Origin of the sequence: Shimia gijangensis, from assembly GCF_900142085.1 — a bacterium.
Classification (GTDB): domain Bacteria; phylum Pseudomonadota; class Alphaproteobacteria; order Rhodobacterales; family Rhodobacteraceae; genus Shimia; species Shimia gijangensis.
On record NZ_FQZQ01000003.1, the window covers coordinates 66,767 to 80,585 of the forward strand.

A 13,819-nucleotide genomic window follows, 5' to 3' on the forward strand; every position below is an offset into this window, starting at 1 on the left:
AACCGGTTTCGCCTAATTTCAAAGAATGGCTTTGAATCGGACACGCGATCTATGACAAGCGACATTGCACAGTCGACTTTGCGCAGGATGATGGGGGATGCACGCGCACATCCGCACGCCCCGTCAGTCTCTCGTCTCTTGCGTCTGGCCTTGGAACGCACCGCAGAAGATTTGTTGGGCCTGACGTTTGAAGTGACATCCATGCGGCAAAGCCAATGCGCGTTGGACATGGTTGTGTCCCGATTTCCGCAAAACGGGATGATTGCCCTGCTTGAGGGCGAAGCACAGGGCGCCGCAGTCGTTGAGACGGGGCTGCTCAGTGGTCTTGTTGAGTTTCAGACGATTGGCCGGGTGCTGCCCAATCTGGCTGCTGGGCGCAGTGCGACCCGTGTTGATGCAGCCCTGGTCGCACCATTTTTGGATGCAGCCCTCACCGCATTTGATGACTCTGTGACCGGTCAGGGACAGGCACCATGGGCCAGGGGCTATGTTTTTGGGGCCATGGTTGCCGATGTGCGCACGTTGTTGCTGGCGTTGAATGCAGAGTCTTTTCATGTTTTTGAAATCGAAGTGTCACTTTGTAACGGCGCGCGTCAGGGCACGCTGACTTTGGTTTTTGCCGAACAAGAGGACGCATCGCAAACAACCGACGCGGCGACCGGGCGCTCTGAGGGGGGCGATGCGTTGCGTCAGGCGGTGCTTTCATCCCCGGCGGCCTTCCATGCAGTCATCGGCCAATTGTCGATCCCACTGCAACATCTGCAAGAGTTGAAAGTTGGCGATACACTTAGCCTTCCAGCAAAAGCTTTGCGTGAAGTCAGATTGGAAGCTGTTGGAGGCGACTACATCATTTCAGCCAACCTTGGACAGCTTAATGGCTTTCGGGCCGTACGCCTGAAAGGGGCACAGCCGGCGGCAGCAACCAATACACAAGCGGGAAGGGTTAAGATCGCTGATGTTGCGACTGACGCGCCAGGCCCCATGGTCACAGAAAACCCGCCGCAACAGAACGCGGCGGGTCAAGAATTGCCGGTTGATCCAGGCGAAGACCTTGAAGACCTAGACGATTTGGATACCTTCCTGAATGACGCGCAATCCGACACAGATATGGAACTGGCCTGACACCTGTCCGGCGGGCTTCAGCCTTTTTCGACAAGCGCCTGCAGGGACGGGCGCAATCCAGCCAGATCATAACCCGCAGCCGCCGCGCTATCCAGAACGCTATCGGCCCCAAGATCGACAACATGAGCCAGACTCCAGGCCACAGTCGAGCGGGTGCCAGAGGCGCAATAGGCCAATACCTTGCCACTCGCGTTTTCCAGCGTTTCACGCTGCAGCCCCAGGCGATCCGATGTCATGGTGTCATGCGTTAGCGGATTGACGACAAATTCAAGCCCGGCAGCTTTGACGGCGGCTCCCACGGCATCCGCCTGATGACTTGCAGGCACTTCAGCATCAGGGCGGTTACAAATCACATGAGTGAAACCGGCCTCGGCCAATCCCGCCACATCTTCGGGCGAGATTTGCGGAGAAACGAAATAGCGGGGGGTTACTTGGCGAAGTTGCATGGGGACTCCGTTACTCTGCCGGCACTGCGGTGTCCAGCCGGGCACGCACTTTGGGGGCTGCGAACATGCCCGCCAACATCGCAGCAAAGAAGACCCAATGCGGCCATCCGCCATAGCTGAGTGAGGCAACTGAAGGGCCAGGGCACAGACCTGCCAGGCCCCATCCAGCCCCAAACAGAACAGAGCCTAAAACTAGGTTGCGCCCCAACTTCGGTTCGGCCGGTGCAGGGAAATCCCCTCCGACAAGAGGTTTGCGCCCCCGGGTAAAGGCCCAGGCAACCGCCATAGGAAGAATGGCGCCGCCCATGACAAAGGCCAACGTTGGGTCCCAGTGACCAAACACGTCCAGCCAGCCCTGTACTTTGGAGGTGTCAGTCATGCCCGAAATGAACAGACCTGCACCAAACAGGCCGCCTGCGATGAATGCAAAAACAAGACGCTGCATCAGATCACTCCCAGAATGTGGCGGAACAGGACAACGGTCAGCCCGCCTGCCATGATATAGAAAACCGTGGCGACCATGCCGCGCAATGACAGCCGCGAGATACCGCAGACCCCGTGGCCGGATGTGCACCCATTGGCGATGCGCGTCCCAATCCCCACCAAAAGACCTGCTGCGACCAGAACTGCAATGTTGGTCGTCGCATGGGTTTCAAACGGACGATACAAAGGCTTAATTAGTATCGGCAACAGGAAGACACCGATCAGAAACACAATGCGTTCCGCTGAACTGTTGCGGCCTGATCCATCCACCAGTCCCCCAATGATGCCACTGGCGCCCATAATGCGACCATTGGCGAGCAGAAAGACTGCCCCTCCGGTGCCAATCAGAAGACCTCCAATCAGCCCCCAAACCCAATCGACTGGGATCATTTCTAACATTGCGTTTCCTTTTCTTGCCCCAAGAGGGTGTTAAAACCGGCGCGTCTGGTTCGCAACAGATCGCGCCCAGTAATTTAGATTTTGTTCACGGGGACTTTCAGGAACACATCGCCCTGATCGTCCGGCTCGGGCATCTGGCCCGCGCGCATGTTGACCTGCAGCGATGGTATGATCAGTTTGGGCATCGCCAATGTGGCATCCCGCGCATCGCGCATCTCGATGAATGTGCCCTTATCCTTGCCTTCGCCAACGTGAATGTTGCGGGCTTTTTGCTCGGCCACTGTGGTTTCCCAGGCGAATTCATCACGTCCCGGTGCTTTATAGTCATGGCCCACAAAAATGCGGGTCTCGTCCGGCAAGGCGAGGATTTTCTGAATTGAGGCAAAAAGGGTTTCAGACGACCCCCCCGGAAAATCACAACGTGCCGTGCCAAAGTCGGGCATGAACAAAGTATCTCCGACAAAGGCGGCATCGCCGATCACATAAGTCAGGCAAGCGGGCGTATGGCCGGGCGTGTGCAGCACGTCGGCGCGCATCTGCCCAATCATCAGGCTATCGCCTTCAGTGAACAATTGGTCAAACTGAGACCCATCGCGCTGAAACTCGGTACCTTCGTTAAAGACCTTGCCAAAGGTGTCCTGCACCATCGTGATGTTTTCACCAATGCCGATCTTACCGCCTACTTTTTCCTGAATATAGGGCGCGGCAGATAGGTGGTCTGCATGCACATGACTTTCCAATAACCACTCGACCTTCAATCCATTGTCCTGAACATAGGCAATGACCTGATCAGCGGACCGGGTGTCGGTGCGACCTGACGAATAGTCAAAATCCAGTACGCTATCGATGATCGCACAAGCCGTGCTATCAGGGTCTTTTACGATGAACGAGATCGTGTTTGTTGCATCGTCAAAAAAGGCGGTCACTTCGGGTGTCATCGGGGAATCCTCCATTTGAATGAAACATATATTGTTTTGCGCATGTGTTTCAAGCCCGAATACTGATTGACCTAAATCAAGGCTGATCACACGAGGGTATGTCAGTGTCTTAACGCAATTTAAGGATGAGGCGATGACCGATATCAAAACCCGAAAAACCGCTCTTTTGAAACGTTTGTCCGAATTGGATTCGCGTCTGCATGCCATTGAAGCCGAGCTGGATGTGCCAATCTCAAAAGACTGGGAAGAGTCGGCGGTTGAGCGGGAAGGTGATGAAGTTCTCGAGCAATTGGGCCAATCCGGCCAGGATGAGATTTTGAGAATTCGTGCGGCATTGCAGCGAATTCGGGACGAAGAGTACGGATTTTGTGCCCGCTGTGGTGAAGATATTTCATCAGAGCGTCTTGATGTTCTGCCAGATACACCTTTGTGCATGAAATGCGCATCCGCCGTAGCGCATTGAGATTTGATTTGAGGAGGAAGACATGACTGTTGATGAATTGCTAAAGCAAGCCCGGAACCTGTCCGAAGAAATCAAAGGGACCGAAGGCCAGGAGCGTTACGATCTGCATCAAAAACTGCACCGCGCGATCGAAAACATTCGTCTGCAAGGCGGGCATGTGCCTGCGTATCTGCGGGATCTGGATCTTGATCTGGTCGACGAAGAGGTCGAAGACGTGTTTGACAACATGCCGGTATAATTCGGGCAGAAGAGTTTGAAAAAGGGCGCGCCTGGGCAACCATGCGCGCCTTTTTCGATCCGGCGCTTGCGTGGTGCCGGTTTCCGCCTAAAGTTACAAAAAACCATGCGACGCTGGATCAGGGCCCACAAACGGTGCCAACTCAGACCTGCAGGCGCAATGAAGGGGGGCGTGATGACACAGACCGTGCTTTATGAAGTCGAGGATGGCATTGCCATTCTGAGTGTGAACAACCCACCAGCAAATACTCTGACTGCGACCGTTCGGGCCGGGCTTGTTGAGCGATTGGACCAGGCGTCGGACGACCCGGAAGTCAAAGCGATTATTCTTCGGGGGCATCAGCGTACCTTTCCTTCCGAGATCGACATTAAGCAAATTGGACACGCCGAAGCGGGACCGGAGTTGTCAGAAGTTTGTGATCGAATTGAGGCGGCAACCAAGCCGGTCATCGCTGTCATCCATGGCGCGGCTCTTAGTGGTGGATTTGAATTGGCGTTGGCTGCACATTACCGGGTAGCCAATCGCGGAGCCTGGTTTGGTTTGCCCGATGTGACTTTGGGCTTGGTGCCCGGGGCAGGCGGTACCCAACGCGCGCCAAGGCTACTTGGGGCTGATCTGGCGCTGAACCTGATGGTGCCAGGCAAAGCAATGTCCGCAAACGCCCCCGAGGCGGCGCGCTTTCTGGATGAGGTCTTTAAGGGCGATTTGTGGACAGGTGCCAAACACTTCGTCCAAAACCTGATCGCGCGCGGCACCGGGCCGCGTCCAACTCAAGAGATTCGAACCGGGTTTCAGGACGTTGCAGCCTATCAAGCCGCCATTGCATCGCACCGTAAAGCGATTTCAACGGCGCCGGAGGAGGCGCCCCAGGAAATTTTGCGCTGTGTCGAAGCCGCGATATTGCTGCCGTTTGAGCAGGGTTTGGCTTTTGAGCGATCCGCTTTTGAGCAATGCGTGGCCTCTGATCAGTCAGCGGCTTTGCGTCACGTCTATTTTTCCGAGCGGCGCGCCGCCAAATTTCAAGAGTTGCGGACCGGTCGGGTGCGCGATCTGCGCAAGATCGGAATTGTCGGTGGCGGAGAGCGCGGCTGCAGTCTGGCCGAGGGGTGCCTGGAGGCTGGATTTGAAGTGGTTCTGGCCGAGAAGGACGACGCTGCTCTTGAGAAGGCAACAGCCCGGATCAATACACATTTCTCACAGGCCGAAGACGTGGGGCAGATTTCCTCGCGCGCACGTCAGAGTCAGTCTGGGCGGTTGAGCGGGACCTTAGAGTTTCAGGATTTGTCCGAGTGCGATTTGGTTTTCGAGGCCGTCCCTGATGATCTCGCGCGCAAACTGGCGGTCTTTGGGCGCCTTGACGGGGTTGTAAAAGAGGGCGCAATCTTGGTGACCACAACGGCAAATCCAGACTTAGCCCGGATCGCTGATGAAACAGGCGCGCCCGCGGATGTTTTGGGCATGCATTTCTATACATCCGTCAAAGACTCCCGGCTGGTCGAAATCGTTGCCGGACCGGAAACCTCTGCAGATGCTGTGGCCACGGGGGTGATTTTGGCCAAACGCCTGCGCAAAACGCCGATTAAGGCTGGTTTGGTGGACGGATTTGTCGGCCAGCGCCTGATGGCGGCTTATCGCTTTGCGGCAGACCTTATGCTGGAACAGGGCGCGACGCCGTATATCGTGGACGAAGCCATGAAATCTTATGGTATGGCGTTGGGGCCTTATCGGCAGCTTGATTACGAAGGGCTGGATGTTTCCTGGGCCCGGCGTCAGCGATTGGCCGTGGCTGGCGGGCCTGCCGGTGATCACGTGGCCGTCGGTGATGTTCTTTGCAACGCCGGTCGGTTGGGACGCAAAGTTGGCAAGGGGTATTACCGTTATGACTCACCAACACAGCACGGTGACAACGACCCCGATGTGATAGACCTGATCCGTGGCGAACGCGATCGCAAAGGTATACGCGCACGTCGTGTTCTTGCGAAAGAAATTCAGCGCTGTTGTCTGGCGGCTTTGGTCAATGAAGGGGCGCGGCTGCTGAGGGAAGGCGTCGCAGTGAGCCCATCCGATATTGATATGGTGATGATCCAGGGATGTGGTTTTCCACGCTGGCGTGGCGGTCCGATGATGGCGGCAGATCAGGCGGGTCTTCTGGACCTTCAAAACGACTTGCGTGACTATGCACAGCAAGACGCCTGGTTTTGGACGCCGGAACCTGTGCTTGAGGACCTTATTAAGAATGGGCGGCGATTTTCAGACCTGAATGACTAGGCCAGAAAAAGATATTCTAGCCTAGAAAAATGCCCATAATGACCATCATGAGACCGATAACCGATAGAAAAAGCGCGCCCATGTTCAAAGGCATAACCTTTTGAACCGCGTCGCGCAGTTCTTCGTCGCTCAGATTGGCTTTACGTGCCTTGGCGACCCGTAAAATGGACAGGATCAGGCCCAACAGTCCGATCACAGATACCAATGCACCGCTCCAGATCAACCAACCCATGTTCACTTCCTTTCGCCAAACTTCGCCACGGCCTAATGGATTGAGCGCGATATCGCAAGCCATGCAGCAGATGTCCCTACATTAAACCGATGGGGGCGTATTTGGCCGCTTGCGGGGACGCAAGGGGGGAGATAGGTTGCAGCTCCTATTCGACCCCGAGGAGTTCCCATGAGCGAATATTCGTCCGACGCCAGCTACCGTGTAACCGCAGACGAACTGCGCCAGTTCATCGAGCGTATTGAACGTCTTGATATGGAAAAAAAGGACATTGCCGACCAGCAAAAAGAAGTGATGGCCGAAGCCAAATCACGTGGCTATGACACCAAAGTGATCCGCAAAGTTGTCGCGCTGCGCAAACGCGATCAGGACGACATTGCCGAAGAAGAAGCTGTAATGGCGATGTACAAAGAAGCTCTGGGCATGGCCTGAAAAGGCATAGATGTCTCGCGATATCAACAGGGATCGCTGCTTTAACTGTGTTGCAGACGGATTTTGATAACAGGCTTGGCGCGGCGTAGCCTCCAAATAGCGAAGTCTCGCCAAGCCTGCGTCGGTTATAGTGGCATTTTCCTTGTAGCTGGCAGAGTTGAATTTGGTTGAGACCGAACCGTGAAGCCGTCAACTCACTAACTGCGCCACTATTTTGACCGTCAATGCTTTATGCTTTCGTGGCGATTTTGCTTTGTTAGGGGAAGTAATGTCGCGACAAAGCAATGAACGCCGCTGCTACGCAAACTTTTTAAACTTCTTGAAACAACTCAGAAAACAGGGTTTCTTCCTTGTCAGTTACTGGGCCGGGCCTTCAAAATAATCCATGTCGCACAATATTCCTCTCATTCTGGCTGGTGCCCTGATCCCCATGCTTCGTTGGATGAGACGTAACGGAAAACCCGTCAGTGATTTGCTTGAAGAAGCTGATCTTCAGTTCCTGCCCTACATTGATCCACAGCAACCCATACCTTTGCGAAATGCGATTCGATTGTTGGGGGAATTGGGCGCACGGGAACAGGCTGACATTGGCCTCAGGATGGTTTCGGAACACAGCGTACATGAGTTAGCGTTTATTGGGCGCGTTGCCCTGGGGGCGAAAACGCCGCGTGAATCCTTTGAGAGGATCGCTTTGGCCATCCCTTACCACAGCAGCCACGAAGTCTTTTCCATCAGACCTTCACAGGACAGTCTTGCAGTCATCGAGGGCTGGTCTCTTTCCATTGATGACGTCGACCTGTATCTTATTCATCAGTATTTTACAGGTGTGATTCACCGAATTTGTGCTTTTACGCAGCTGGGTGAACCGCTTTTGTCAGAGGTGAAAATGCTGCCACACCCTGAGTACGGTCTGGAACATCTGAACATGTCGTTTGCTCGCCAGGTTAAACCAGCACCAGATCGACTGCTCAGGATTACAATTTCGAATGCTGTGGTGGACAGTAGGTATTTCAAAGTCGCACGTGAACGGCATGCGCTAAAAGACCAGGGACAATTCTCGAACCTCAATTTTAACGGTTCTCTAAGTGCTTCAATCAAAGCCGTTCTGGGTCTGCAGCTTCTTGACGGCTCTCCGAGCATTGATCGACTTGCAGTATGGGCTGGAGTGCCCAGAAGGACACTGCAAAGAAGGTTGAGCGATGAGGGCACAAGCTTTTCAACTCTTTTGGAATCCGTCCGGATGGATATGGCACTTCATAGCCTGAAGTCAGGGCGCGAAAGCATGGACGAGATTGCAGCAAAGCTTGGTTTCGAGAGGCAATCGACGTTTACAAGAGCGGTTCGGCGGTGGACGGGACAAACCCCCAGCCAAGTGAGAAACAGGTAGATCTTGGTTTGTACGGGTCCTCCAGGGGGCCGTGATGCGGCCTGCGAAACGATCCTATCGGCTGTTCGACCCAAGCTCACATGGCGCCAACGCTCTTGAAAACGCTTACTCATGAAAAAGGGCGGCGCCATCCCTGACATCGCCCTTTACCGGTTGGTTCGTGAACGGCCGTTTTAGAAAACCTCGACCGTCACTTTGCTGATCGTGCCGTCAAATCGTGATGCTGCTTCCGACCCGATGACCTCGATAACAGGGGTCGCAAGATCGATACCCACGTCTGCGGTTTCATCAGCCGAGAACACCATGGGTTGGGTGCGCTCAATCCGTCCTTCGGCCACCAGTTCATCGTCGACGAACAACGTTGCATTGCCGCCTTTTCCAAGGCCATCTCCGTCATAGTCAAACTCAAACCGGACGGAATGCTTGCCGGGCGCCAGCGGTTGATCTGACAGGATCGTATAACGCTCCAGCCCAAGAAAATTATAGTCATAGCCTGGCTTTCCATCGGCCACGTAGAGGCCCCAGCCACCAAACCGGCCCCCTTGCACGATGATCGCGCCATTGCCGCCACCTTCGGGAACGTCGATCTCGGCGGTGATTGTCTTGGACTTGTTCTTGATGTTCAGGAACACGTTCTCGGTCATGCCTGTCATGCCTTCGGCCAATGTGAGCGAGGTGCGCCCCTGCATCACGTCAGGACGCCCGACAAGTTCGCCATTGATCCGCATGAAGACCCGGTCATCGATGGGCAGCACCTTGTTACGGGCGGCTTCCACCAGGAAAATGTCTTGCAGTTTGGCGAGCATTTCGGGGTGGGTTTCGGACAGATCATTGGTGAGGCTGAAATCCTTGCTCGTGTCATAGAGTTCCCAGATATCATCTGCGATGGCACGGCGCGGCTCGTGTTCCCATGGGGCCTTGTGAATGGTGCGCGCAAACCAGCCATCGTGATAGATCGCACGGTTGCCGAACATCTCGAAATACTGCGTGGTGTGGCGGTCTTCAGCCTCGGCATTCTCAAAGCTGTAAGCCATGCTCACACCGTCCATGGGCCACTGGGAAACACCGTTCACGCTCGTGGGTTCTGGCAGGCCCGCAGCCTCAAGGATCGTCGGGGCCACATCAATCACATGGTGGAACTGATCGCGTTGCTCGCCCTTGGCCTTGATCCCGGCGGGCCAGTGAATGGCCATGCCAACCTTGGTGCCACCATGGTCCGAAGCCACCTGCTTGGTCCATTTGTAGGGCGTGTCAAAGGCCACGGCCCAACCAGCCGCCATATGGGGGTAGGTCTCGGGCCCACCCCATTTGTCCATTTTCTTGAGCATGTCTTCGACCTGTTCCTGCACGCCGTTGAAGTAGGTCATCTCACTGAACATACCGCTGCGCCCGCCTTCGGCGCTGGTGCCATTGTCGCCGTACACCAGTACAATCAGCGTGTTCTCCAGCTGGCCCACATCCTCAATCGCCTGAACCACACGTCCGATTTCATAGTCGGTCATCTCGATATAGCCGGCAAAAACCTCGACCTGACGGGTGAACAGGGTCTTTTCATCGTCACTCAGGCTGTCCCAGTTCGGAATGGCTGAAGGCTTTTCGGTCAGCCCGGTACCGGCGGGAATAAGCCCGCTTTCCAGCTGTCGCGCGATGATCTGATCGCGCAGCACATCCCAGCCTTGATCGAACTTGCCCTTCCAGCGCGCAGACCAGTCTTGCGGCACATGGTGCGGCGCATGGGTGGCGCCCGGCGCATAGTAGACAAAGAACGGACGATCCGGCGTCAGCGCCTTTTGGTATTTGATCCACGACACGGTCTGATCCGTCATGTCCTCAAGAAAGTGATACGCGGGGTCTTCGGGCAGTTCGACAGGCACCGTGCCATCATAAATAAAGGGCGCCCACTGGTTGGTCTCACCACCAAGAAAGCCATAGAACTTGTCGAACCCCTGATGGGTCGGCCAGCGATCAAAGGGTCCGGAAACGCTTGCTTCCCAAGCAGCGGTTTCATGCCACTTGCCGAAAGCCGCTGTACTGTAGCCGTTCAACCGCAAAATCTCAGCCAAAGGAGCGACATCGCCGGTGATCTGGCCAGTGTTGCCGGGGAAGGTTGTGCCGTTTTCGATAATGCCACCCATGTTGTTCACATGGTGGTTGCGGCCGCTTTTGATCGCGACACGGGTTGGCGAGCACACAGCCGTGGTGTGAAAGTCGCTATAACGCAGGCCTTCGGCTGCCAGTTCATCGAACGTCGGCGTTGAAACCGGCCCACCAAAGGTGCTGGTGCCGGCAAATCCTAGGTCGTCAACAAGGACCACCAGAACGTTCGGTGCGCCTTCTGGCGCGGTCACCTGAAACAACTCCGGAGGCGTGGCGTCATGCACATCTATTTCGGAGAACTGAGGCTCTGCCGGGCGATCAATCGGCAACACCGTTCGATCAAGATCGGGCTGGGCATGAACCGAAGCGCCAACCAACACAGATGCCAGCGGGATCAAGGTGAGCGCCGCAAGTCGTTTCGCGTGAAAGGATGCGTAATTGGCCAACATATGATGCTCCTGCAACTGGAATTTGAGAACCCAAAACTGACGGGACTCCTATGTTTCGATGGTTGGCAGAATAATCTGACTCGCCTCTGCTTCTTTGCCTTTCCGCGCCACAACGCGTGCAGATAATTCAGTGCCTTTTTGTGGCGTCATTCCCAGAGATTTCACTGCGTGAATGACGGCTGGATGGTCACGTTCCTCCTTGGTTTCTCGGCCCAATTGGCTCGGAAGCCGGGTTTGGCAGCGTAGGGAGGGCCCAGTTCTGAACTGGTGCGTGAAGTCAAAAGTTAGTCTGAAGGCATGATAAATTCACGGCCGTAGAGGCGTTCAACAGAGCGTTGAGAATCTGACCTATGGAGGACACGATGCAAAAATCCAGAGCCGCAAACACAGTTGTTTCAGCGGCGAGTTTCGGCCTTGTGGTGTTAACCCCGATTGCGGCGAGTGCTGACGAAACGGACGCCAAACAGATACTGTTGAACATGTCTGACTACATGACCTCGGCACAGAGTTTTGAGTTTGACTATGACGCATCGCTGGATGTTGTCACAACGGATGCACAGGTTCTGGGTATTGCCAGTTCCGGAACCATTTTGGTCAACCGCCCTGACAAAATCCATGCGCGTCGTATCGGAGGGTTTGCAGACCTCGAAATGTTCTACGATGGCAATGCCTTTACCTTGGTCGGGAACCACGCAGGGCTTTACACGCAGCTCCCGGTGACCGGAACCATTGATGGTCTTATTGATGAGTTACGCGGCTCGCATGGCATGCCTTTGCCGGCGGCCGATCTGTTGATCGAAAACCCGTACGAAGTGCTCATGTCAGATGTCACGGATGTAAAGGATATGGGCGTTGGAGTGATTTCCGGGCGCATGTGCGATCATCTGGCGTTTCGAACACCTGACGTGGATTGGCAGATATGGATTTCTCAGGGGGAAACTCCGTACCCATGCCGTTTTGTCATAACGACACATAGTATCGACCAAGGCCCACAGTACCGCGTTGATATTCGGGACTGGCGCGAGGTCGAAGACATTTCAGCCGAAAAATTTACCTTCCAGAACGAAGGGGCGGCCGAAATGATCGCTCTGGAAGACTATCAGACCAAAGTAGGTGATTTGCCAGGTCACTATCAAATGGGGGATTCAGAATGAGATTTGTACGCAAGAGCATGGTTTTGGCCGCGGCCACGGGTTTGGTTGTCATGGCTTTGGAACTGGGTGCATCATTCGACATAGGAGGAGGGTACGCGTCCGAAGCCGAAGCAAGACTGGGCCGTCCGGCAACACCGGTAAGCGTTGCCGGAGTGGGCCGCAGAACCGTACGCCGGTGCGCGGCTGGCGTTTTCAACTGCTGAACAAATTATGAATTTCACGATTTGGATCAGGGATTTTTTCAACCCCGATCCATAATGGTGAACGTTCGGCTATTTGCTCAATCGGATCCACAAGCGCTGATCTTAAGGCGCAAAGCATCCGAGGACTTTGACATCACTTGGCTGGCAGCAACGGTCGCGGCCTCTTTTTGCCTTTGGTGGTTATTCCCAAAAATGGACTCCGATAGGATGAACCCAACACGTAAAAGAGTGGAGAAGATGCTGACGGTAATCGGAATCCGCATAAGGTGCATCGAGCCGCCTTGGCTTTAGAAACGATAGGTGGCACCAAAAATCGGACCGGAAATTCCAGTTTTCAAATCGTTTCCACCAACCGGTTTGTCGATTTCCAAGTATCGATAACCAAATCGCAACGCCCAGGAGTCGTTGAGTTGGTAGTCGAATGTCGCCATCACCTGCCAGGTGAGATCTGATCCAACTCCAAAACCACCAATATCTGCAAAGCCGGTCAGCAGCCATTTTTCTGACAGGGCCCAGTTTCCGCGGATCGCAATGATCGGGTCAACCCAGCTTTCGCTGCCTCCGAAAGGCACCGAAGCCCCCCCACCAGTGTTCAGGGCACCATCAACTTGCATGTCATACGCCCGAAAACCGGCAGCCAGATCGATACTCGACCGGGATGTTTCGTCAACACGGTACGCCGCATACCCGCTGAACATGGTCAACTTCAAACCCAAATTTGCGCTGGTAAACAAACCGCCTGAATCGGCACCCCGGTTGCCCGAAATATCCGTATAGAACAGGTCACCTATCAAGCCCCACTTGCCATTGCGGCCTCAAGGGCCCCCATAAAGGCCATGTCCAGATTTGATAAATGTCTTTTCCGGACGCCCCAAAGCTCACATCTCCAAGTGGTGTTCCCGCAGTCGCATCAAGCCCGGCTGGCCATCCGTAAAGCGACGCTGCATAGGTCCAATTGCCATCCTCAGCCAGTGCAGGGGTCGCAAGAGCAGCGAAAATGGCGAAAGTTGCCAGCTTCATTTCGAGGTGTCCTTCTTATTCCTTGCGGCAATTATATTCGCGCTCTTGGCTATGGTTTTACCTTCTCGCGCCAGATTGAGGTTTTTGTTTTGTTCATTTGTTTCAGCGAATTTGTTGGAGAAGCTCCGGTCCACCGATGGAATGCGCGGGTCAACGTTGACTGTTGTTTGTATCCCAGCAGCTTTGCCAACTGACCCATGTCTCTCCCTCCGTCTAATAGAAATGCATGCGCTTTTTCGCAGCGGACTTCATCAAGTAAGGTCGAAAAGTTGGTGCCTTCTTCACTAAGGCGTCGTTGAAGTGTTCTTTTGGTTAAAGACATCTCGCCAGCAACCATTCCCGGCGAAGGGGGGCATTCGCAAAGCCGGTTTGAAACGATCAACCGAACTTTTCTGACAAAACAGGATGTTGAATTGCGATCCCTCATCGGACTCTCACCTTTTACCTGGGTGAGATTTTACATCTAATTGGGATTGGTCTTTTTCTTCTTG

Annotated in this window: 17 protein-coding genes; 8 read left to right on the forward strand and 9 right to left on the reverse strand. The window is 54.6% G+C overall.

Features of this window, described 5'->3' with window-relative positions; genetic code table 11:
• Positions 1 to 51: 51 nt before the first annotated feature.
• On the forward strand, positions 52 to 1,122 hold the full coding sequence (locus BUC32_RS03335; RefSeq protein WP_073249437.1) for a FliM/FliN family flagellar motor switch protein: 1,071 nt from the start codon (positions 52 to 54) through the stop codon (positions 1,120 to 1,122).
• A gap of 17 nt (positions 1,123 to 1,139) precedes the next feature.
• On the opposite strand, the gene BUC32_RS03340 is transcribed toward BUC32_RS03335, so the two are convergent.
• The 4 genes from BUC32_RS03340 to BUC32_RS03355 form a co-directional block, all read right to left on the reverse strand.
• A complete protein-coding gene (locus tag BUC32_RS03340; protein WP_073249439.1) occupies positions 1,140 to 1,568 on the reverse strand; it encodes a TIGR01244 family sulfur transferase in 429 nt (142 codons plus the stop codon).
• Positions 1,569 to 1,578: 10 nt separating this feature from the next.
• Positions 1,579 to 2,013, reverse strand: a complete 435-nt coding sequence (locus BUC32_RS03345; protein WP_073249441.1) for a DUF6691 family protein — start codon at positions 2,011 to 2,013, stop codon at positions 1,579 to 1,581.
• Positions 2,013 to 2,438: a YeeE/YedE family protein gene (locus BUC32_RS03350; RefSeq protein ID WP_073249835.1), complete on the reverse strand. Its 426-nt coding sequence runs from the start codon at positions 2,436 to 2,438 to the stop codon at positions 2,013 to 2,015. The genes BUC32_RS03345 and BUC32_RS03350 overlap by 1 nt, the downstream gene beginning before the upstream one ends.
• 86 nt (positions 2,439 to 2,524) lie before the next feature.
• Positions 2,525 to 3,388, reverse strand: coding sequence for an MBL fold metallo-hydrolase (locus BUC32_RS03355; RefSeq protein WP_073249837.1), 864 nt, complete (start codon positions 3,386 to 3,388; stop codon positions 2,525 to 2,527).
• 133 nt (positions 3,389 to 3,521) lie between these two features.
• Here BUC32_RS03355 and BUC32_RS03360 point away from each other — a divergent pair, with 133 nt between their 5' ends.
• The 3 genes from BUC32_RS03360 to BUC32_RS03370 all read left to right on the forward strand — a co-directional run bounded on the left by BUC32_RS03360 (position 3,522) and on the right by BUC32_RS03370 (position 6,357).
• Positions 3,522 to 3,851 carry a TraR/DksA family transcriptional regulator gene (locus tag BUC32_RS03360; protein ID WP_073249443.1) on the forward strand — a complete coding sequence of 110 codons (330 nt, stop codon included), beginning with the start codon at positions 3,522 to 3,524 and terminating at the stop codon, positions 3,849 to 3,851.
• Positions 3,852 to 3,873: 22 nt separating this feature from the next.
• Entirely contained in the window at positions 3,874 to 4,089 is a 216-nt protein-coding gene (locus BUC32_RS03365) for a hypothetical protein (protein ID WP_073249445.1), read from the forward strand.
• A gap of 174 nt (positions 4,090 to 4,263) precedes the next feature.
• Entirely contained in the window at positions 4,264 to 6,357 is a 2,094-nt protein-coding gene (locus BUC32_RS03370; protein WP_175556889.1) for a 3-hydroxyacyl-CoA dehydrogenase NAD-binding domain-containing protein, read from the forward strand.
• A gap of 16 nt (positions 6,358 to 6,373) precedes the next feature.
• Here the strand turns inward: BUC32_RS03370 and BUC32_RS03375 are convergent, their stop codons facing one another.
• Positions 6,374 to 6,589, reverse strand: coding sequence for a hypothetical protein (locus BUC32_RS03375; protein ID WP_073249839.1), 216 nt, complete (start codon positions 6,587 to 6,589; stop codon positions 6,374 to 6,376).
• A gap of 168 nt (positions 6,590 to 6,757) precedes the next feature.
• Between BUC32_RS03375 and BUC32_RS03380 the strand changes: the two genes are divergently transcribed.
• Together BUC32_RS03380 and BUC32_RS03385 are read left to right on the forward strand one after the other, a co-directional pair.
• Positions 6,758 to 7,018, forward strand: a complete 261-nt coding sequence (locus BUC32_RS03380) for a DUF2312 domain-containing protein (RefSeq protein WP_073249449.1) — start codon at positions 6,758 to 6,760, stop codon at positions 7,016 to 7,018.
• A 385-nt stretch (positions 7,019 to 7,403) separates the two neighbouring features.
• Entirely contained in the window at positions 7,404 to 8,405 is a 1,002-nt protein-coding gene (locus tag BUC32_RS03385) for a helix-turn-helix transcriptional regulator (protein ID WP_073249451.1), read from the forward strand.
• Positions 8,406 to 8,578: 173 nt separating this feature from the next.
• Here the strand turns inward: BUC32_RS03385 and BUC32_RS03390 are convergent, their stop codons facing one another.
• A complete protein-coding gene (locus tag BUC32_RS03390; protein ID WP_073249453.1) occupies positions 8,579 to 10,951 on the reverse strand; it encodes an arylsulfatase in 2,373 nt (790 codons plus the stop codon).
• A gap of 362 nt (positions 10,952 to 11,313) precedes the next feature.
• Between BUC32_RS03390 and BUC32_RS03395 the strand changes: the two genes are divergently transcribed.
• Both BUC32_RS03395 and BUC32_RS03400 read left to right on the forward strand, forming a co-directional pair.
• Entirely contained in the window at positions 11,314 to 12,105 is a 792-nt protein-coding gene (locus BUC32_RS03395) for a DUF2092 domain-containing protein (RefSeq protein WP_083599244.1), read from the forward strand.
• On the forward strand, positions 12,102 to 12,308 hold the full coding sequence (locus BUC32_RS03400; RefSeq protein WP_073249457.1) for a hypothetical protein: 207 nt from the start codon (positions 12,102 to 12,104) through the stop codon (positions 12,306 to 12,308). The genes BUC32_RS03395 and BUC32_RS03400 overlap by 4 nt, the downstream gene beginning before the upstream one ends.
• Before the next feature lie 287 nt (positions 12,309 to 12,595).
• Here the strand turns inward: BUC32_RS03400 and BUC32_RS03410 are convergent, their stop codons facing one another.
• Genes BUC32_RS03410 through BUC32_RS03420 form a run of 3 tightly spaced genes read right to left on the reverse strand, consistent with a single transcriptional unit; the run spans position 12,596 to position 13,755 of the window.
• Positions 12,596 to 13,102 carry a porin family protein gene (locus BUC32_RS03410; protein WP_073249460.1) on the reverse strand — a complete coding sequence of 169 codons (507 nt, stop codon included), beginning with the start codon at positions 13,100 to 13,102 and terminating at the stop codon, positions 12,596 to 12,598.
• Entirely contained in the window at positions 13,092 to 13,328 is a 237-nt protein-coding gene (locus BUC32_RS03415) for a hypothetical protein (protein WP_073249462.1), read from the reverse strand. The genes BUC32_RS03410 and BUC32_RS03415 overlap by 11 nt, the downstream gene beginning before the upstream one ends.
• 49 nt (positions 13,329 to 13,377) lie before the next feature.
• A complete protein-coding gene (locus tag BUC32_RS03420) occupies positions 13,378 to 13,755 on the reverse strand; it encodes a helix-turn-helix domain-containing protein (protein WP_083599235.1) in 378 nt (125 codons plus the stop codon).
• Between the last annotated feature and the right edge of the window lie 64 nt (positions 13,756 to 13,819).

What these genes read in the sequence shown, in the direction of transcription:
- BUC32_RS03335 (WP_073249437.1), top strand. Translation starts at nt 52, where the DNA reads ATGACAAGCGACATTGCACAGTCGACTTTGCGCAGGATGATGGGGGAT.
- BUC32_RS03355 (WP_073249837.1), bottom strand. Translation starts at nt 3,388, where the DNA reads ATGACACCCGAAGTGACCGCCTTTTTTGACGATGCAACAAACACGATC.
- BUC32_RS03370 (WP_175556889.1), top strand. Translation starts at nt 4,264, where the DNA reads ATGACACAGACCGTGCTTTATGAAGTCGAGGATGGCATTGCCATTCTG.
- BUC32_RS03385 (WP_073249451.1), top strand. Translation starts at nt 7,404, where the DNA reads ATGTCGCACAATATTCCTCTCATTCTGGCTGGTGCCCTGATCCCCATG.
- BUC32_RS03340 (WP_073249439.1), bottom strand. Translation starts at nt 1,568, where the DNA reads ATGCAACTTCGCCAAGTAACCCCCCGCTATTTCGTTTCTCCGCAAATC.
- BUC32_RS03420 (WP_083599235.1), bottom strand. Translation starts at nt 13,755, where the DNA reads ATGAGGGATCGCAATTCAACATCCTGTTTTGTCAGAAAAGTTCGGTTG.
- BUC32_RS03345 (WP_073249441.1), bottom strand. Translation starts at nt 2,013, where the DNA reads ATGCAGCGTCTTGTTTTTGCATTCATCGCAGGCGGCCTGTTTGGTGCA.
- BUC32_RS03400 (WP_073249457.1), top strand. Translation starts at nt 12,102, where the DNA reads ATGAGATTTGTACGCAAGAGCATGGTTTTGGCCGCGGCCACGGGTTTG.
- BUC32_RS03415 (WP_073249462.1), bottom strand. Translation starts at nt 13,328, where the DNA reads ATGAAGCTGGCAACTTTCGCCATTTTCGCTGCTCTTGCGACCCCTGCA.
- BUC32_RS03360 (WP_073249443.1), top strand. Translation starts at nt 3,522, where the DNA reads ATGACCGATATCAAAACCCGAAAAACCGCTCTTTTGAAACGTTTGTCC.
- BUC32_RS03395 (WP_083599244.1), top strand. Translation starts at nt 11,314, where the DNA reads ATGCAAAAATCCAGAGCCGCAAACACAGTTGTTTCAGCGGCGAGTTTC.
- BUC32_RS03390 (WP_073249453.1), bottom strand. Translation starts at nt 10,951, where the DNA reads ATGTTGGCCAATTACGCATCCTTTCACGCGAAACGACTTGCGGCGCTC.
- BUC32_RS03375 (WP_073249839.1), bottom strand. Translation starts at nt 6,589, where the DNA reads ATGGGTTGGTTGATCTGGAGCGGTGCATTGGTATCTGTGATCGGACTG.
- BUC32_RS03380 (WP_073249449.1), top strand. Translation starts at nt 6,758, where the DNA reads ATGAGCGAATATTCGTCCGACGCCAGCTACCGTGTAACCGCAGACGAA.
- BUC32_RS03365 (WP_073249445.1), top strand. Translation starts at nt 3,874, where the DNA reads ATGACTGTTGATGAATTGCTAAAGCAAGCCCGGAACCTGTCCGAAGAA.